The 19,147-nt window shown below is 61.1% G+C and carries 15 protein-coding genes and 2 tRNA genes; all 17 read right to left on the bottom strand.

The window, feature by feature from the left end; all coding sequences use genetic code 11:
- Positions 1–37 precede the first annotated feature (37 nt).
- Complete coding sequence (locus AC3WUT_RS29955) at positions 38–847, bottom strand: tyrosine-type recombinase/integrase (protein ID WP_492350721.1); 810 nt, start codon at positions 845–847, stop codon at positions 38–40.
- A gap of 184 nt (positions 848–1,031) precedes the next feature.
- A tRNA-Phe gene (locus AC3WUT_RS29950) sits at positions 1,032–1,107 on the bottom strand.
- Between the two features lie 51 nt (positions 1,108–1,158).
- Positions 1,159–1,824 (bottom strand): response regulator, encoded by a 666-nt coding sequence (locus tag AC3WUT_RS29945; protein WP_492350720.1) that lies wholly within the window; start codon positions 1,822–1,824, stop codon positions 1,159–1,161.
- Positions 1,825–1,859: 35 nt separating this feature from the next.
- On the bottom strand, positions 1,860–4,136 hold the full coding sequence (locus tag AC3WUT_RS29940) for a sensor histidine kinase (protein ID WP_492350719.1): 2,277 nt from the start codon (positions 4,134–4,136) through the stop codon (positions 1,860–1,862).
- Positions 4,133–4,636, bottom strand: a complete 504-nt coding sequence (locus AC3WUT_RS29935; RefSeq protein ID WP_492350718.1) for a DUF4390 domain-containing protein — start codon at positions 4,634–4,636, stop codon at positions 4,133–4,135. The genes AC3WUT_RS29940 and AC3WUT_RS29935 overlap by 4 nt, the downstream gene beginning before the upstream one ends.
- A gap of 94 nt (positions 4,637–4,730) precedes the next feature.
- On the bottom strand, positions 4,731–6,122 hold the full coding sequence (rsmB, locus tag AC3WUT_RS29930; RefSeq protein WP_492350717.1) for a 16S rRNA (cytosine(967)-C(5))-methyltransferase RsmB: 1,392 nt from the start codon (positions 6,120–6,122) through the stop codon (positions 4,731–4,733).
- Positions 6,119–6,697 carry a LemA family protein gene (locus AC3WUT_RS29925; RefSeq protein WP_492350716.1) on the bottom strand — a complete coding sequence of 193 codons (579 nt, stop codon included), beginning with the start codon at positions 6,695–6,697 and terminating at the stop codon, positions 6,119–6,121. Before AC3WUT_RS29925 ends, rsmB begins: the two co-directional genes overlap by 4 nt.
- A gap of 104 nt (positions 6,698–6,801) precedes the next feature.
- Complete coding sequence (gene rpoC / locus AC3WUT_RS29920; protein ID WP_492350715.1) at positions 6,802–11,019, bottom strand: DNA-directed RNA polymerase subunit beta'; 4,218 nt, start codon at positions 11,017–11,019, stop codon at positions 6,802–6,804.
- 20 nt (positions 11,020–11,039) lie between these two features.
- On the bottom strand, positions 11,040–15,152 hold the full coding sequence (rpoB, locus tag AC3WUT_RS29915; protein WP_492350714.1) for a DNA-directed RNA polymerase subunit beta: 4,113 nt from the start codon (positions 15,150–15,152) through the stop codon (positions 11,040–11,042).
- A gap of 288 nt (positions 15,153–15,440) precedes the next feature.
- Positions 15,441–15,815: a 50S ribosomal protein L7/L12 gene (gene rplL, locus AC3WUT_RS29910; RefSeq protein WP_492350713.1), complete on the bottom strand. Its 375-nt coding sequence runs from the start codon at positions 15,813–15,815 to the stop codon at positions 15,441–15,443.
- Positions 15,816–15,854: 39 nt separating this feature from the next.
- On the bottom strand, positions 15,855–16,373 hold the full coding sequence (rplJ, locus tag AC3WUT_RS29905) for a 50S ribosomal protein L10 (protein WP_027477533.1): 519 nt from the start codon (positions 16,371–16,373) through the stop codon (positions 15,855–15,857).
- A gap of 243 nt (positions 16,374–16,616) precedes the next feature.
- Entirely contained in the window at positions 16,617–17,312 is a 696-nt protein-coding gene (rplA, locus tag AC3WUT_RS29900) for a 50S ribosomal protein L1 (RefSeq protein ID WP_492350712.1), read from the bottom strand.
- Positions 17,312–17,743, bottom strand: coding sequence for a 50S ribosomal protein L11 (gene rplK, locus AC3WUT_RS29895; RefSeq protein ID WP_019577992.1), 432 nt, complete (start codon positions 17,741–17,743; stop codon positions 17,312–17,314). The genes rplA and rplK overlap by 1 nt, the downstream gene beginning before the upstream one ends.
- A gap of 127 nt (positions 17,744–17,870) precedes the next feature.
- On the bottom strand, positions 17,871–18,458 hold the full coding sequence (gene nusG / locus AC3WUT_RS29890) for a transcription termination/antitermination protein NusG (protein WP_492350711.1): 588 nt from the start codon (positions 18,456–18,458) through the stop codon (positions 17,871–17,873).
- A complete protein-coding gene (gene secE, locus AC3WUT_RS29885; protein ID WP_027477536.1) occupies positions 18,458–18,841 on the bottom strand; it encodes a preprotein translocase subunit SecE in 384 nt (127 codons plus the stop codon). Before secE ends, nusG begins: the two co-directional genes overlap by 1 nt.
- A gap of 89 nt (positions 18,842–18,930) precedes the next feature.
- Positions 18,931–19,006, bottom strand: a tRNA-Trp gene (locus AC3WUT_RS29880).
- A gap of 9 nt (positions 19,007–19,015) precedes the next feature.
- Positions 19,016–19,147, bottom strand: a 132-nt coding sequence (locus AC3WUT_RS29875) for an EF-Tu C-terminal domain-related protein (protein WP_492350722.1), incomplete at its 5' end; no start/stop codon positions are given.

The following is a 19,147-nucleotide window of genomic DNA, read 5'->3' as shown; positions in this document are numbered from 1 at the left end:
CAGCAGATAAGCCGTTGATTCATATAGGCCAGGGTGCCTAAAACAGGCCAAATGAGGCAAAACGTGTCGAACTCCGGTCACCAGGCCTCAGCAGCACACGGGGCAGCAGATAGAGGGCTGTCCGGACGACATACGTGCCCTTGTAGGAGTCAATTGCGCGGAGCAATTGGCCGAGGCGTGCGGGATCAGTGATGGCCGGGAAGTGCTTCACCATGGGTTTGCGCAAGGCATCTTTGAGATCGCGCGCCGGGTTGCTTTGAATGCGGCCCGTGGCCACGCCGTAGCGGAAGACCTGGCTGCAGTTCTCAAGTGCCCGGTGCGCCGTCTCGACCACACCACGCGATTCAATGCGGCGCAACACTGCAAGGAGCTGGGGCGGCTTGATCGACTCGATGGGCTCGGCACCGACCCAGGGGAACACGTCCACCTCAAGGCGCCGCATGATCTTGTCGCCGTAGCTTGGCGCCCATTCCTCGCGGCGCGTTGCAAACCACTCGCGGGCGACATGCTCAAAGCTGTCTTCGGCGGGTAGGCCGGCGTCGGCCCGTTCGGTGGCTGCCACCTGTACGGCCAAGCGGGCCTTGTCCGCCTTTCGCTGCTCACTGGGGTCAAGCCCTTCCGCCAGCATGGCGCGAGCTGCCTCGGCCTTCTCACGTGCCTGGCGAAGACCTGTCTCGGGGTAGGTACCCAGGGAGATCCGCTTTTCTTTGCCTGCGATGCGGTACTTCAACCGCCACCAGCGCCCACCCGCAGGCGAGATCTCAAGATACATGCCCTTGCCGTCGGCGAGCTTTTGAGGTTTGGGGCCGGGCTGAGCCTTACGTATGGCTGTGTCTGTCAGAGGCATTGGGGGCAACTTTTACGGGGGTTGCCCCCAACTCTAGCAGTTGCCCCCAAACTTGCCCCCAAAAATCACCGGCTTGGTGCGGATGAGTACGGACGAGTCTGGAATGAAAAAAGCCCTAAGTAGTTGATTTACTTAGGGCTTTTTGGCGTTTGCGGACGTCTATGGACGACTACAAACTGTGTACTGGTGGCCTGGGACGGAATCGAACCATCGACACGCGGATTTTCAATCCGCTGCTCTACCAACTGAGCTACCGGGCCTGCTGAGAAATAAATTATAGCAAGCTTTTTTGAGGCAAAAACGAAAAACCCTCAAATTGCATTTTTTTTGCTGCGCGACAGGTCGACGCCGAGCTGGCGCAACTTGCGGTACAGGTGGGTGCGCTCAAGCCCGGTCTTTTCGGCGACGCGGGTCATGGAGCCGTTTTCTTGCAGCAAGTGGAATTCGAAATAGGCTTTCTCGAAGCCATCGCGCGCTTCGCGCAGGGGCTTGTCCAGATCAAACAACTGCTGGGCCTGGGTCTGCACTTCGACCATCAGGGTGACGGGGTGGGCCTGGGCTTCGATTCTGGGTTCGGGCGCGTTGACGACCGGGACTGCGGTCTTGCGCAACTGGTTGCGGGCCAGGCCCTGCTCCACCGCCTTCAGCAGCTTTTGCAAGGTGATGGGCTTTTCGAGAAAGGAGAAAGCCCCGATGCGGGTGGCCTCGACGGCGGTGTCGATGGTGGCGTGGCCGCTCATCATGATCACGGGCATGGACAACAGGCCTCCGGCCGCCCACTCCTTGAGGAGGCTGACGCCGTCGGTGTCTGGCATCCAGATGTCGAGCAGGACCAGGTCGAACTCATCGCGCTGCCGTGCGTTGCGGGCTTGCGAAGCGTTTTCGGCAAGTTCGACGTTGTGGCCCTCATCGTTGAGGATTTCGGACAGCAGATCCCGGATGCCCAGTTCGTCGTCGACCACCAGTATGTTTGCCATGATTGAAAGAAAGCGGTTCCAGGGAAGATGTTGCGTCAGGCAGCGGATGCCGGCGCAGTGGCGAATGATAGCGACACTTGAGCCCCGGCGATGTTGTCGCCGCTCATGTGATTGGAGAGATCGATCCGTGCGCCATGCTCGTCTGCGATTTTCTTGACCACTGCAAGTCCCAGGCCAGTGCCTTTGGACTTGGTGGTGACATAGGGCTCGAAGGCCCGCTTGAGGATGTAGTCAGGAAAGCCGGTGCCATGATCGCGCACCAGCAAGCGCACCCGGCGCGAGCTTTCGCCCCAACGGGTGCGGATCTCAACCGGCTGTCGGTCCGCGACGGGCACGCCCTCGGTAGCGTCCTGCGCATTCTGCAACAGGTTGTGGATGACCTGGCGCAGCTGCTGGGCGTCACCCAACACAGGCAGGCAGCGCGGATCGAGTTCGGCACGCACGGGCACGGAGGCATTCTCAGGGCCATACAGGTGCAGGATGTCCTGCACCAGGGCATTGAGGTCCAGGGGCTTGAGCTCGGCGGCGGGCAAGCGGGCGTAGTCACGGAACTCGTTGACCAGGCGCTTCATGCCGTCCACCTGGTCCACGATGGTCTTGACGGATTTGGTAAGCACGGCCTGCTCGGGCGCGGCCAGCTTGCCGTTGAGCTTCATTTCGAGGCGTTCGGCCGACAGCTGGATGGGGGTCAGCGGGTTCTTGATTTCATGGGCCAGGCGGCGCGCCACCTCGCCCCAGGCCTGGGCACGCTGGGCCGAAACGATTTCAGAGATGTCGTCAAACACCAGCAAACGAGCCGACCCGGGCATCTCAGCCCCCCGGGCCACCAAGGTGATCATGCCGGCAGCAGCACCGTTTTGCCCGTCGGGCAGTTCAAAGGATTGCTGCCAGTGGTCCAGCCCGTGCTGCTGGGCGTTTTCGCCCAGAAAAGCGTCGAACTGACTCTGCACACGCTGGGCAAAATTTTCCAGGCTGGGCACGGCGGCCAGCGGGCGACCTTCGTAGGCAGCGAGTGGCACTTTGAGGATGCGGGTCGCGCCTGGGTTGGAAGACTGGACCTGCCCTTGTGCGTCCAGCACGATCACCCCAGCCGTGAGGTTGTCCAGGATGGTCTGCAGATTGGCCCGGGCGGTGCTGACCTGCCGCATGCTTTTTTCAACCGTGGCACGGGCATCGGCCAATTGCTGGGTCATGTCGGCAAACGAACGGGTAAGCCCGCCCAACTCGTCGCGGCCTTGCAACACGGCCTTGGGGCTGAGGTTGCCGGCCGCCACTTCGCGCACGCCTTCGGCCAGCACCAGCAGGGGTCGGGCCAGTTGGTTGCCCAGCAGCACGGCGAGCAGCACGGCACCAAACACCGCCAGAAACAGGCTCAGCGTGAGGGTGCCGATGTACATGCGGCGCAGGCCCGATCGGGCCAGGGCACGCTCCTGGTACTCGCGGTAGGCCTCTTGGACGGCCAGTGCATTGGCCACCAAGGTCGGCGGCAAGGGCACGGAGACCTGCAGAAAGCGCGATTCGGACAACAGACCCAGGCTGGAGGAGTTGACCAGCGCCATGGCGCGGATGCGGGCATTGTTGATGGCGGCATCGTTGGCTGGGTCGTCCAGGCCTTCGATCTGGGCCACGGCGCGCTGCTTGCGCACGTTGCGGATGTTCTGCACCGAGGGGCGCTCGGGGTTGAGCTGGAAGCGCGACTGCCCCACGCTGGCCACCAGTTGCCCCGAGGCGCTCCAGAGCACCACGTCGCTGGCCCCCAACTGGTCCCGGATCTTCTCCAGTACCAGACCGGCGGTGGCATCGGGAACATCGGTGAGCTGGGAGCCCGCGGCCCGGGTCTTGTTGGCCAGATCGTTGGACAGGGTGTCGAGCGTGGCACGCCCCAGGCTCACGCCAGCATCCAGCGCGCCTTCGACTTTGACATCAAACCAGCTTTCGATCGAACGCGATACGAACTGGTAGGACACGACATAGATCAGCACGCCAGGCACAAAGCCCACCAGGGCAAAGATGGCAGCCAGCTTGACCAGCAGCCGGCTGCCGAAGCGCCCGCGCCGCAGCCGCTGATACAGGCGCAGGGCGATCCACAGGATGGCGGACAGCAAGGCGCCCGCCACGATGAGGTTGATCACGAACAGGCGCAGGTAGTTGCGCTCGTACAGAGCCCGGTTGTTGGTCGCCTGGGTGAGCAGGAACAGCAGCAGGATGCCGATGATGACCATCATGGCAATGCCGATGCCGACAGTCCAACGGGCAGTTCGGGTGTTGAACAGCGAGTGGCGGTCAAGGCCCGGCCTGGGCGCGGGGCTCATTTGGCGGGCTCCGTCTGCAGGCGCTGCTGACGGCTGGTGGCCAGGTTCCAGTCGGTCCGACCGGTCACGCCCAGCTGAAAGGGGCGGGGCAGTTGCGAGACATCGAGGCGGAAACGGAAGTCGACGCTGTGGCGAGCATCGTTGTCGAGGGCGGCCGCATCGGCGATGCGCCAACGGGAAATGCGTTGCACAGCGCCAAGCGCCTCGTCCAGGTCTTCGAAGCTCTGGCCCAGGCTCACACCCAGGCCAGAATTGGAAATCGGGGTGGGCGCCATCTGCAGGCGCCAGCGGCGCGTCAGGGGCTGGTAGGCCAGGCGCATGTACCGGGCCACGCCGACGACGCGCTGGTCATACCAGTACCAGCGATCCCGCAGCACTTCGGCTTCGGCCACGAAGTACAGCGGGATGCCTTTGGCCGCCGCATCGGCGACCAACTGGGGCAGGTCAAAACGCACGTTGGCCGACAGGAAAAGCCCCTCTTCGGTGCGGTCCAGCCGCATTTGAGCGACTTCGATCTCGGGCGTGTCGGCCCAAGCCGGCCGAATGCACCAAAAAAAGGCAGCCAGCAGCCATCCCGCGAGAAAGACGATCCGGTCAATCTGCGCGTTTTTCGAGCAAGGCGTAGAAAAATCCGTCGTGGTCACGGAGCCCATTGTCCCGGACGGGATCCCCCTTACGCGCCGTGCGGGGAATTAAATGCCCGGGGGATGGGCTTAAAGCGGCGTCGGTGTTGTGTGCAAGAAACGTTTGAATCTGCAATTCGCCCTCGGCACGGAAGACGGAGCAGGTGCAATAAAGCAGGCGGCCACCGGGGCGAACCAGTGGCCACAGCAAGGACAACAAGGCGGCCTGGATGATGGCGAGTTGGCCGATGTCGCTTTCGCGGCGCAGCCAACGCACATCGGGATGACGTCGCACAATGCCCGACGCGGTGCAAGGCGCGTCCAGCAAGATGCCGTCATATGGCAGTTTCTGGCCGTTTTCCGGCCACCAGAGTTCAGGATCGCGTGCGTCAGCGGCGACCACGCGGGCATGCAGGCCCAGGCGCGACAGGTTCTGGTGGATGCGCTCACAGCGACGGGCGTCGATGTCCAGGGCCGTGACGTCACAGTCGGCCAGCTCGAGCAGGTGCGCCGTCTTGCCGCCTGGGGCGGCACAGGCATCCAGCAGACGCAGGCGCTGCCCCGCGTGAGCGGGTGCCAAGCCGTCCAGCAGCAAGGGAGCCGCCAGTTGGGCCCCGGCATCCTGCACCGACACATCACCCGCATCGAAACCGGGCACCTCGGTCACAGGGCGGGCCTGCTCCAGCATGACGGCGGGGCCGCCCAGGGCCTCGGCCGCAATGCCTGCGGTGGCCAGGCGCTGCAGGTAGGCCGACACAGTGGTATGCCGCTGGTTGACGCGCAAGGTCATGGGCGCCTGGGTGGCATTGGTGCGCAGGATCTCCTGCCAGTGACGGGGGTGATCCTGACGCAGGCGGTCGATCCACCATCGTGGATGGTTCCATTGCGCCATCGGTTCGCGGGCTGTGGCCTCGACCAAGGCATCGCGCTCACGCAGGAATCGGCGCAGGCAGGCATTGATGAAGGACGATTGGGGCCGAATGGCCGGCAGGCGCTTGGCCGCCTCGACGGCCTGATCGACCAGCGTGAACATTTCGTAGGGGGCGTCCTGCTCGCGCCAGCCCAAGGCCAGCGCCGTGCACAACAGGGCATCGGCCAGCGCCGGGGGGTTTCGCGGGGCGAGCTTGCGTCGCAAGGCTTCAGCCTGGCCCAGCCAGCGCAGCACATGGAACAGCAGCGCCTGCACGCCCGGACGCAACTCGGCTGGCACCGCCTCGATGGCCGTGGTGGCCGAGGCGCCTGAGCGAACCTCGGCCAAGGCCACGGCGACGGCCTGCAGCTGCTGCCACAGAGGGACGGAGCCGCTGTAGTCGCCTGACTTCAGGCTGGCATTCAAATCAATTTTTTTGTAGTTGCTTGTCATAAAGACCGTGCTGCCCTGTAGGCAAAAACCCAGGCCAGCAATATCGCCGGAAACTGGCGGATGGCTTGGTTGTACCGTTGCACCGCTTCGTTGAAAACATCCACGGCGGCCTGATCCTGAAGCAGCATCTGTTCCCAGTGGGCACTCAGCACCTGGGGCAGGCGCGGCACGCCAGCGTCGTCATCGGCCAGCACCTGTCGGATCGCCATGCGAAAGACGGTCCAGGCGGATGACAGTGAGCCCAGCGGCTCAGAGTTCAGGGGACCGAGCTTGGCCGCCTGCAGGCAGGCGCGAAACTGGGCCACGGCTGGCTGGAGGATGTGCAAATCGGGCCGCCCCTGTTCGGCGGCGTCGGCGGCCGCTGCGGGGGCCGGCGCATCTTGGGGGCTGTGCAGCCATTGCACTTCGATCCATGCCAGGTGCTTGAGCCACTGCGACTCAAGCAAACTGAATGCCTGAACGGCGGCCACACGCAGGCGCACCAGGCGGTTGTAGGCACCGACGGCCCAGAACAGGAGCACGGCAACCGTGATCCAGACCCCGATCGGCAGGTCAAGCAACCCTTCCAAGGACATGGCAGGCTCCACGCATTCCAAAGGCTAGTGTCAGATGAAAAACGCCCCAGTCCCATCGTTGAATGGGGCTGGGGCGCTGATCGCTCACGCGTCAAAGAGCGTGATTACTCCGAGGCAGCACCCTCGGCTTCGGCGCTGGCGTCCTGGCTGGCAGCCAGATCAGCGGCTTCGGCTTCTGCAATGGAGCGGCGCTCGGCTTCGTCCATGGCGTCCTTGGCCTTGCGAGCCTGGTGGTAAGCCAAACCGGTACCGGCCGGGATCAGGCGACCCACGATGACGTTTTCCTTCAGGCCACGCAGCTCGTCGCGCTTGCCCATGATGGCAGCCTCGGTGAGCACGCGGGTCGTTTCCTGGAACGACGCGGCCGAGATGAAGGAGTCGGTCGACAGCGAGGCCTTGGTGATCCCCAGCAACAGGTTGCTGTAGGTGGCAGGCACCTTGTTGTCGCGCTGCAGGGCCTCATTGGTGTTGAGGATTTCCGAGCGCTCGACTTGCTCGCCGGCGATGTAGTTCGACTCGCCAGTGTTCTCGACGACCACACGACGCAGCATCTGGCGAACGATCACTTCAATGTGCTTGTCGTTGATCTTCACGCCTTGCAAGCGGTACACGTCCTGCACTTCGTCGACGATGTAGCGGGCCAGCTCTTCCATGCCCAGCAGGCGCAGGATGTCTTGCGGGTCGGCCGGGCCGTCCACAATCGATTCGCCCTTGTTGACCACCTGGCCTTCGTGCACCAGGATGTTCTTTTCCTTGGGCACGAGCTCTTCGAACACACGGCCTTCCGGATCGGTGATCTGCAGACGGACCTTGCCCTTGGTTTCCTTGCCGAACGACACGGTACCGGTCATTTCGGCCAGGGTGCCCTTGTCCTTGGGGGTACGGGCTTCGAAGAGTTCGGCCACACGCGGCAGACCGCCGGTAATGTCGCGGGTCTTCTGACCTTCGATTGGGATACGGGCCAGCACCTCGCCAGGACCCACGTCCTGGCCGTCGCGCACCTGGATCAGCGCGCCGACCTGGAAGCCGATGGTCACCGAGTGGTCGGTGCCCGGGATCTTGACTTCCTGGCCTTGGGCATCAATCAGCTTGACCTGCGGACGCACCACCTTGGCCGAGCCACGACGCTTGGGATCGATCACCACCAGGGTGGACAGACCGGTCACTTCGTCGACCTGCTTGGCAACGGTCAGACCCTCTTCGACGTTCTCGAATTTCACCTGACCGGCGAACTCGGTGATGATCGGGCGGGTCAGCGGATCCCAATTGGCAAGGATGGTGCCAGCCTTGATGGTCTGGTCGGCCTTCACCGTCAGGGTCGCGCCGTAAGGCACCTTGTGGCGTTCACGCTCGCGGCCATGCTCGTCCTGGATGATGATTTCACCCGAACGTGCAATCACCACCAGTTCACCCTTGGTGTTGCTCACGTAGCGCATCGTGGCATTGAAGCCGATGATGCCGTTGGACTTGGCTTCCACGCTGGAGGCGATGGCAGCACGCGAAGCGGCGCCACCGATGTGGAAGGTACGCATGGTCAGCTGGGTACCCGGCTCACCGATGGACTGGGCAGCAATCACACCCACGGCTTCGCCGAGGTTGATCAGGCCGCCACGGCCCAAGTCGCGGCCATAGCACCTGGCGCACAGACCGTAGCGGGTTTCGCAGATCAGGGCGGTGCGAACCTTCACTTCGTCGACGCCAGCGGCTTCGAGGTCTTCGATCAGGTCTTCGTCCAGCATGCTGCCAGCCACCGCCAGCACAGCGCGGGTTTCCGGGTGCAGCACGTCTTCAGCAGCGGTGCGACCCAGGATACGGTCACGCAGCGATTCGATGACTTCACCGCCTTCGACGATGGCGCGCATCAGCGAACCATTGGTGGTGCCGCAGTCGTCTTCGGTGACCACCAGATCCTGCGTCACGTCGACCAGTCGACGGGTCAGGTAACCCGAGTTAGCCGTCTTCAGCGCCGTATCCGCCAGACCCTTACGGGCACCGTGGGTGGAGATGAAGTACTGCAACACGTTCAGACCTTCACGGAAGTTCGCCGTGATGGGGGTCTCGATGATGGAGCCGTCAGGCTTGGCCATCAGACCCCGCATCCCTGCGAGCTGACGGATCTGGGCGGCAGAACCACGGGCGCCGGAGTCAGCCATCATGTAAATCGAGTTGAACGATTCCTGATCGACTTCCTTGCCGTGACGGTCAATGGTCCTTTGCTTGGCCAACTGGGCCATCATGACCTTGGAGACTTCGTCACCCGACTTGCCCCAGATGTCCACCACCTTGTTGTAGCGTTCACCAGCGGTCACCAGACCGGAGACGTACTGCTGTTCGATCTCCTTCACCTCGCGCTCGGAGCGCTCGATGATGCCTTGCTTCTCTGGTGGCACCAGCATGTCGTCGATGCAGATCGAGATGCCGGCGCGGGTGGCCAGACGGAAACCGTTTTGCAGCAGCTTGTCGGCGAAGACCACGGTTTCCTTCAGACCGCACTTGCGGAAGGAGACGTTGATCAGCTTCGAGATTTCCTTCTTCTTGAGCGCCTTGTTGATGTTGGCAAAAGGCAGGCCCTTGGGCAGGATCTCGGACAGCAGTGCGCGGCCAGCAGTGGTCTCGACCAGCTTGGTGTCAGGCACGAATTCGCCGGTGGCCTTGTCCTTGTTCCACTCGGTGATACGCACGGTGACGCGGGCGGTCAGCTCGACCTGGCCTGCATCGAAGGCACGTTGCACTTCGGGCACATCGGAGAACACCAGGCCTTCGCCCTTGGCGTTGATGCGGTCACGGGTCGTGTAGTACAGACCCAGCACCACGTCTTGCGAGGGCACGATCGAGGGTTCGCCCGAGGCGGGGAACAGCACGTTGTTGGAGGCCAGCATCAGCGTGCGGGCTTCCATCTGGGCTTCCACCGACAGCGGGACGTGGACAGCCATCTGGTCACCGTCAAAGTCGGCGTTGAAGGCCGCGCAGACCAGCGGGTGCAGTTGAATGGCCTTGCCTTCGATCAGGATGGGTTCGAAGGCCTGGATGCCCAGACGGTGCAGCGTAGGCGCACGGTTGAGCATGATCGGGTGTTCCTTGATGACTTCTTCAAGGATGTCCCAAACCACCGGCGTGCCGGATTCAACTTCCTTCTTGGCTGCCTTGATGGTGGTGGCAATGCCCATCGCCTCGAGGCGCGAGAAGATGAAAGGCTTGAACAGTTCCAGCGCCATCAGCTTGGGCAGACCGCACTGGTGCAACTTCAGGGTCGGGCCCACGGTAATGACCGAACGACCCGAGTAGTCGACGCGCTTGCCCAGCAAGTTCTGACGGAAACGACCGCTCTTGCCCTTGATCATGTCGGCCAGCGACTTGAGAGCACGCTTGTTGGCACCGGTCATGGCCTTGCCACGGCGGCCGTTGTCGAGCAGCGAGTCGACGGCTTCCTGCAACATCCGCTTTTCGTTGCGGGCGATGATTTCAGGGGCCTTCAGCTCCAGCAGGCGACGCAGACGGCTGTTGCGGTTGATGACGCGGCGGTACAGGTCGTTCAGGTCGGAGGTGGCGAAACGGCCACCATCCAGCGGCACCAGCGGACGCAGGTCCGGCGGCAACACGGGCAGCACTTCGAGCACCATCCACTCGGGCTTGATGCCCGACTTCTTGAAGGCTTCGAGCACCTTGAGGCGCTTGGCGTTCTTCTTGACCTTGACTTCAGAGCCGGTCAGGTCGCCGCGCAGGCGTTCGATCTCGGTGTCGATGTCAATCGCCTCCAGCAGATCCTTGATGCCTTCGGCGCCCATCTTGGCGATGAATTCATCGCCGTATTCCTTGCGCTTGGCGTCGTAGTCGTCCTCGGACATGATGCTGAACTTCTTCAGCGGGGTCATGCCGGGGTCGGTCACCACGTAGGCTTCGAAGTACAACACGCGTTCGATGTCACGCAGCGTCATGTCGAGCACCAGGCCCAGACGCGATGGCAGCGACTTCAGGAACCAGATGTGGGCGCAAGGCGCGGCCAGGTCGATGTGACCCATGCGTTCACGACGCACCTTGGTCTGGGTGACTTCAACGCCGCACTTTTCGCAGATCACGCCACGGTGCTTGAGGCGCTTGTACTTGCCGCACAGGCACTCGTAGTCCTTGATGGGGCCGAAGATCTTGGCGCAAAACAGGCCATCACGCTCGGGCTTGAAGGTGCGGTAGTTGATGGTTTCTGGCTTTTTCACCTCACCGAAAGACCAGGAACGGATCTTCTCAGGCGAAGCCATGCCGATGCGGATGGCATCGAAATGCTCATCGGGCGTGAATTGCTTGAACAGGTCGAGTAGCGATTTCATGTGACTCTTTCCTTTTCAAATTAAGAACGTTCGAGTTCGATGTCCAGGCCCAGGGAACGGATTTCCTTGACCAGCACATTGAACGACTCCGGCATGCCGGCTTCGATGGCGTGTTCGCCCTTGACGATGCTTTCGTACACCTTGGTACGACCTTGCACGTCATCGGACTTGACGGTGAGCATTTCCTGCAGAACGTAGGCGGCGCCGTAAGCTTCCAGCGCCCACACTTCCATTTCCCCGAAACGCTGACCACCGAACTGGGCCTTGCCGCCCAACGGTTGCTGCGTGACCAGGGAGTACGGGCCGGTGGAACGGGCGTGCATCTTGTCGTCGACCAAGTGGTGCAGCTTCAAGAAGTGCATGTAGCCGATGGTGGTCGGACGCTCGAACGGTTCACCTGTGCGGCCGTCGATCAGGTTGGCCTGGGTGCGTGCAGCGGTCAGGCCCTTGGTGGCAGCGATGTCGTCCGGGTAGGCCAGTTTCAGCATGGCGCGGATGTCCTCTTCGGCGGCACCGTCGAACACCGGGCTGGCGAAAGGCACGCCAGTCTTGAGGTTCTCGGCCATCTCGATGACGTCTTGGTCGCTCAGTTGGGACAGGTCTTCCTTGCGGCCATGTGCGTTGTACAGCTCTTCGAAGAACTTGCGCAGTTCAGCCAGACGGCTTTCAGCCTGCAGCATGTTGCCGATGCGCTGGCCAATGCCCTTGCCGGCCCAGCCCAAGTGGACTTCAAGCACCTGACCCACGTTCATCCGCGAAGGCACACCCAGCGGGTTCAGAACGATGTCGGCAGGGGTGCCGTCGGCCATGTAGGGCATGTCTTCGACCGGAACGATCTTGGACACCACACCCTTGTTACCGTGACGGCCGGCCATCTTGTCACCCGGCTGCAGACGACGCTTGACGGCCAGGTACACCTTGACCATCTTCAGCACGCCAGCAGGCAGTTCGTCGCCCTGGGTCAACTTCTTGCGCTTTTCTTCAAAAGCCAGGTCGAAGCTGTGACGGGTCTGCTCCAGCGAATTCTTGATGGATTCGAGCTGGGTGGCGACTTCGTCTTCAGCCGGACGGATATCGAACCAGTGGAACTTCTCGACCGAGCTCAGGTAAGCCTTGTCGAGCTTGGTGCCCTTGGCCAGCTTTTGCGGGCCGCCATTGGCAACGCGGCCGGTGAGCAGTTTTTCGATACGGTCGAAAGCGTCGGCCTCAACGATGCGCAACTGGTCGTTCAGGTCAAGGCGGAAGCGCTTGAGTTCATCGTCAATGATCTGCTGGGCACGCTTGTCGCGGGTGATGCCTTCACGGGTGAACACCTGCACGTCGATCACGGTGCCTTGCGAGCCCTGATCCACACGCAGCGAAGTGTCCTTCACGTCGGAAGCCTTCTCACCGAAGATGGCACGCAGCAGCTTCTCTTCAGGCGTCAGCGTGGTTTCACCCTTGGGGGTGACCTTGCCCACCAGCACGTCGCCGGGTTGCACTTCGGCGCCGACGTAGATGATGCCCGACTCGTCGAGGCGGTTCAGCTGCTGTTCAGACAGGTTCGGGATGTCACGGGTGATTTCTTCAGCGCCCAGCTTGGTGTCACGGGCCATCACCACCAGTTCCTCGATGTGGATCGAGGTGTAGCGGTCGTCGGCCACCACGCGTTCGGAGATCAGGATCGAGTCTTCGAAGTTGTAGCCGTTCCAGGGCATGAAGGCGATCAGCATGTTCTGGCCGATGGCAATTTCACCCAGGTCGGTCGAGGCACCGTCAGCAATCACGTCACCCTTGGCCAGCTTGTCGCCACGCTTGACGATCGGACGCTGGTGGATGTTGGTGTTCTGGTTGGAACGCTGATACTTGATGAGGTTGTAGATGTCCACACCCACTTCACCGGCCACGGCTTCGTCGTCGTTCACACGCACCACAATGCGGGTAGCGTCGACGTAATCCACCACGCCACCACGGGTGGCAGTGACCACGGTGCCCGAGTCGACAGCTGCCACGCGCTCGATCCCGGTCCCCACCATGGGCTTCTCGGGACGCAGCACCGGCACGGCCTGACGCGACATGTTGGCACCCATCAAAGCGCGGTTCGCATCATCGTGCTCGAGGAACGGAACCAGCGAGGCAGCGACCGACACGATCTGGGCGGGCGACACGTCCATGTACTGCACGCGCTCGGCGCTCAGCAAGGTCGATTCACCCTTTTCACGGGCCGACACCAGGTCACCCGTCAGACGGCCTTCGGCGTCCAGAGTGGCATTGGCCTGGGCGATCACGTACTTGCCTTCTTCGATGGCCGACAGGTAATCGATCTGGTCGGTCACCTTGCCGTCCACCACGCGACGGTACGGGGTTTCGATGAAACCGTACTCGTTGAGGCGGGCGTACAGCGCCAGGGAGTTGATCAGACCGATGTTCGGACCTTCAGGCGTTTCAATCGGGCAGACGCGACCGTAGTGGGTCACGTGCACGTCACGCACTTCGAAGCCGGCGCGTTCGCGGGTCAAGCCACCCGGGCCAAGGGCCGACACACGGCGCTTGTGGGTGATTTCGGCCAGCGGGTTGGTCTGGTCCATGAACTGCGACAGCTGCGAGGCACCGAAGAACTCCTTGAGAGCCGCGGAAATCGGCTTGGAGTTGATCAGGTCGTGCGGCATCAGCGGCTCTTGCTCAGCCTGACCCAGACGTTCCTTCACGGCCTTTTCGATGCGAGCCAGACCTGTGCGGTATTGGTTCTCAGCCAGTTCACCCACGCAACGCACGCGACGGTTGCCCAAGTGGTCGATGTCGTCGACTTCGCCATTGCCGTTGCGCAGATCCACCAGGATCTTGACCACAGCCAGGATGTCTTCGTTGGTCAGCACCATCGGACCCGTCGACTCTTCGCGACCGATCTTGGCGTTGAACTTCATGCGCCCGACGCGCGACAGATCGTAGGTGTCGGGGTTGTAGAACAGGCGCTGGAACAGAGCCTGCACAGCGTCTTCGGTAGGCGGCTCGCCTGGGCGCATCATGCGGTAGATGGCCACACGGGCAGCGAACTCGTCGTTGGTTTCGTCCGTGCGCAGGGTCTGCGAGATGTACGGACCTTGGTCCAGTTCATTCGTGTAGATGCACTGCAGATCGAGGATGCCGGCGCTGCGCAGCTTCTTCAGCAGCGCTTCGGTCAGCTCATCGTTGGCCTTGGCCAGAATTTCGCCAGTGTCGCCGTCCACGATGTTGCGAGCCACAACGCGGCCGATCAGGAAGTCTTCAGGCACGCTGACATGGGTGGTGCCCGATTGCTCGAGCTCACGGGTGTGGCGCGCCGTGATGCGCTTGTCCTTGGCCACCACCACCTTGCCGGACTTGTCGGTGATGTCAAAACGAGCCACCTCGCCGCGCAGGCGCTCGGGCACGAATTCCATCTGTGCACCGCTGTCCATCAGGCGGAAGTTGTCGTTGACAAAGAAGTTGGCCAGGATCGACTCAGGGTTCAGGCCGATGGCCTTGAGCAGAGTCGTGACCGGCATCTTGCGACGGCGGTCCACGCGGAAGTACAGCAGGTCCTTGGGATCGAATTCGAAGTCGAGCCAGGAGCCGCGGTAAGGAATCACGCGGGCCGAGAACAGCAACTTGCCCGAACTGTGGGTCTTGCCCTTGTCGTGCTCGAAGAACACACCAGGCGAACGGTGCAACTGAGACACGATCACGCGCTCAGTGCCGTTGATGATGAACGAGCCCTTGTCGGTCATCAGGGGCACTTCGCCCATGTAGACCTCTTGCTCCTTCACTTCCTTGACCACCTTGGACTGGGCGCTGGAAGATTCGCGGTCGTAAATGATCAACTGAACTTTGGCGCGCACAGCCGATGCGAAGGTCAAACCACGGGTTTGGCATTCACGAACATCGAACGCGGGTTTGGCGAGGTTGTACTCGACAAACTTCATCTCCACGAAACCGTTGTGCGAGACGATGGGGAAGGCAGCCTGAAAAGCGGCCTGCAGACCTTCGTTGGTGCGTTTCTGGGGGGCAACATCTGCTTGCAGGAATGCAGTGTAGGCATCCTTCTGCATCTGCAGCAGGTAAGGCACTTCGAGCACGCTGTCGCGGCTGCCGAAACTTTTGCGGATTCGCTTGCGTTCGGTGTATGAATAGGCCATGAAATCTCCGGGCAAAGACATGAGTCCTGGGTCTTCGACGACTGGACCCGCGGGACGGTGGTGCACGCTGGGCACACACGTGCGGGCTTGGCGGTTGGCCACTACCAACCATGGCTGACGGCGATGCATTGCACATCACCCGGACCAAGGCATCTTCTGCTGTCGGGGTCAGAAGACACTCAAAAGCTGCCAGTCTGCAGCTTTTGGGTGCGCTCTGTGAGACGCATCCAATAAGCACCAAAGGCTGGAGGCCCTTTGTGAGCACTCCAGCCTCTGAGCGAGACCCAATTACTTGAGTTCGACCTTGGCGCCAGCTTCTTCCAGCTTCTTCTTGGCAGCTTCGGCGTCGGCCTTGGCAATGCCTTCCTTGACGGCCTTGGGAGCGCCGTCGACCAGGTCCTTGGCTTCCTTCAGACCCAGGCCGGTGATTTCACGCACGGCCTTGATGACGGACACCTTGTTGGCGCCAGCTTCGAGCAGAACGACGTTGAATTCGGTCTTCTCTTCAACGACAGCAGCAGCAGCGCCGCCACCAGCAGCAGGAGCGGCCATCGCGGCAGCGCTCACGCCAAACTTCTCTTCGATGGCCTTGACCAGGTCGTTGAGTTCGAGGACCGTCATGCTGTCGAGAGCGGTCAGAAATGCGTCTTTATCGAATGCCATTTTTAAATTCCTAACAATTGGTTCAAGGTTGCTGTGGGCTCAAGCAGCCACAGCAGCTTCTTCGGTTGCGCCTTCGCCTTTTTTGGCCGCCAAAGCACCCAGCACCACGGCGGTGCGGGAGATCGGGGACATCAGCAAGCCACACAACTGGGCCAGCAACACTTCCTTCGACGGAATGTTGGCCAGTTGCTTAACGCCGTTCACATCCAGGGCTTTACCTGCGAAAGCGCCGCCGCGAATCACCAACTTGTCGTTGGTCTTCGCGAAATCGGCCACCACCTTAGCGGCAGCCACAGCGTCTTCGGAGAAGCCATAGATCAGCGGACCGGTCATCTGGTCGGCGACAACGTCAAACTGGCTGCCAGCCACAGCACGACGGGCCAGGGTGTTCTTCAGAACACTCAGGCTCACGCCCTTGCTGCGAGCATCAACGCGCAGTTTGGTCATGTCAGCGACCGTGATGCCACGGTATTCCGCGATCACGAGCGTTTGAGCTTTAGCGGCGAGGCTGGTCACTTCGGAAATGACCGCTTCTTTCTCACTGCGATTCAGACTCAAGGTCTACTCCTTCAAAATGCGTCTCAGGATCACTCCTTCGACGCGCCTTAGTGCAGCGACCAACTGTTTTGGAAAATTTCCATCTGCAGCGGGATCGCCATCTGCGCTGGCCCCTCGGGTATTAAGTGATGGCCTTTCAGCCCCCACACCAGCGGTCTTGGATGGCCCTGCGATCTCTTTCAAGACCTCAGGCCCACCACACCAGAGGACTGACGTCCCCTGACGATTTCTTGCTCGAAGCGATCAGGCTGCGATGGTTTGGGTGTCGACGCGAACGCCCACGCCCATGGTCGACGACACGGCAACCTTGCGCAGGTAAACACCCTTGCTGGTCGCTGGCTTGGCCTTGTTCAGTGCATCCACGAGAGCAGCCAGGTTGCCCTGGAGCTTGTCGGTGTCGAACGAACGACGGCCGATGGTGGAGTGAACGATACCGGCCTTGTCGACGCGGAATTGCACCTGACCAGCCTTGGCGTTGCGCACAGCGGTGGCAACGTCGGGGGTCACGGTACCCACCTTGGGGTTAGGCATCAAACCGCGCGGGCCCAGGATCTGACCCAGGGTACCGACGATGCGCATGGCATCGGGGGCAGCAATCACGATATCGAAGGGCATGTCACCAGCCTTCACCTGGGCAGCCAGGTCGTCCATGCCAACCACGTCAGCGCCCGCGGCCTTGGCTTCTTCAGCCTTGGCACCTTGGGCGAACACAGCCACACGCTTGGTCTTGCCGGTACCGTTGGGCAGCACCACGGCGCCACGAACGACTTGATCCGACTTCTTGGCGTCAATGCCAAGCTGCACAGCCACGTCGATGGACTCATCGAACTTGGCGGTAGCATGCTCTTTCACCAGGGTGATGGCATCGTTCAGCGCGTACAGCTTGTTGCTGTCAACCTTGCCTTGCAGGGCTTTTGCTTTTTTGGTGAGCTTAGTCATCACAGACCCTCCACCGTCACGCCCATGGAGCGTGCGGAACCAGCGATGGTACGAATTGCGGCATCAACGCTGGCTGCGTTCATGTCCTTCATCTTGGTCTTGGCGATTTCTTCGAGCTGAGCGCGAGTGATCTTGCCAACCTTGTCGCTGTGCGGACGAGCAGAGCCCTTGTCCAGCTTGATGGCCTTCTTGATCAAAGTCGTCGCAGGCGGCGTCTTGATGATGAAGGTGAAGCTCTTGTCAGCGAACGCGGTGATGACCACGGGCAGCGGCAGACCTGGCTCAACACCTTGAGTCTGAGCGTTGAACGCCTTGCAGAACTCCATGATGTTCAGGCCGCGTTGACCCAGTGCCGGGCCGATCGGTGGGGACGGGTTGGCCTTGCCAGCTGGCACTTGCAGCTTCACAAAACCGACGATTTTCTTCGCCATGCTTTACTCCTTGCGGGTCAAACGCCATGCAGGTCAAGCAACCAGCACATGGCTTCCCGGGGTTAACGACTCTGAATTTGACGTTGTGCCGAGTCGGGTGGCACAACAACCGGCAAGCCGGAGAAACTCAGGTCTTTTCGACCTGCGTGAACTCGAGCTCAACAGGCGTGGCACGACCAAAGATGGTCACAGACACACGAACCTTGCTCTTTTCATAGTTCACTTCTTCCACCGAGCCATTGAAGTCGGTGAAAGGACCTTCCTTGACACGAACCAGTTCGCCAACCACAAACTCAACCTTGTGGCGTGGCTTGTCCGTGCCTTCTTGCATCTGGCTGACGATCTTCTGAACTTCTTCTTCAGAGATTGGAGCAGGACGGTTCTTGGCCCCACCCACAAAGCCAGTCACCTTGTTGGTGTGCTTCACCAAATGCCAGGACTCATCGTCCATCACCATCTCGACCAGCACGTAGCCAGGGAAAAAGCGGCGCTCAGTGGTTTTGCGCTGGCCATTCTTCATTTCAACCACTTCTTCGGTCGGAACGAGAATGCGCCCAAACTTGTGCTGCATACCAGCACGGTTGATACGCTCTGTGATGTTGCGTTCAACCGCCTTTTCCATACCCGAATAGGCATGGACAACATACCAACGCAGATCGGGATTGGTGGGGGTGGCAGCCACCGGGGCCACCGAGTTGTCAACAGCGTCAGTCATTATCGTTTCCACCCCAGAATCAAGTCGTAGAACAACCACTCAAGGGTCTTGTCGGTGAACCACAAGAACAAAGCCATGATCACGACAAAGCCAAAAACATACGCAGTAATCTGAATGGCCTCTTTGCGGGTAGGCCAGACAACCTTGCGCACTTCACGCACAGCCTCTCGGCCGAATGCAACCAACTGGCGGCCCGACTCCGAGGTCAGGAACACAGCACCTGCAGCGACCAAACCCACAATCAGTGCAGCCCACTGCGCCAACGCGCCCTGTTGAGTCAGCAGATAGAACGCCACCAAGGCCGCAAGCACCAATGCGCCTGCTGCCACGAGCTTGGCCTTGTCGGCCCCTGTGTTGACAGTTTCAACCTGTGAAGTTGCCATGATGGGCTGGATTCCGCTTCAAATTTGTTGCGTGTCCTGAGACACAGAAGCCCGTCAGGGCTTGACGGGCTTTTGATGCCACCTTCAGGTGGCAGGGGCAGTAGGAATCGAACCTACAACCTTCGGTTTTGGAGACCGACGCTCTGCCAATTGAGCTATACCCCTCCGAGACAATTACTCGATGATGGTCGCAACCACGCCGGCGCCCACAGTCTTGCCACCTTCACGAATGGCGAAACGCAGACCTTCTTCCATGGCGATGGGGTTGATCAGCTTCACAGTGATCGACACGTTGTCGCCAGGCAT

This window comes from Curvibacter sp. EU05-FHT14A10, assembly GCF_058791075.1.
The sequence above is the reverse complement of the archived record's forward strand: the minus strand, read 5'-3'. Positions and strand labels throughout refer to the sequence as shown.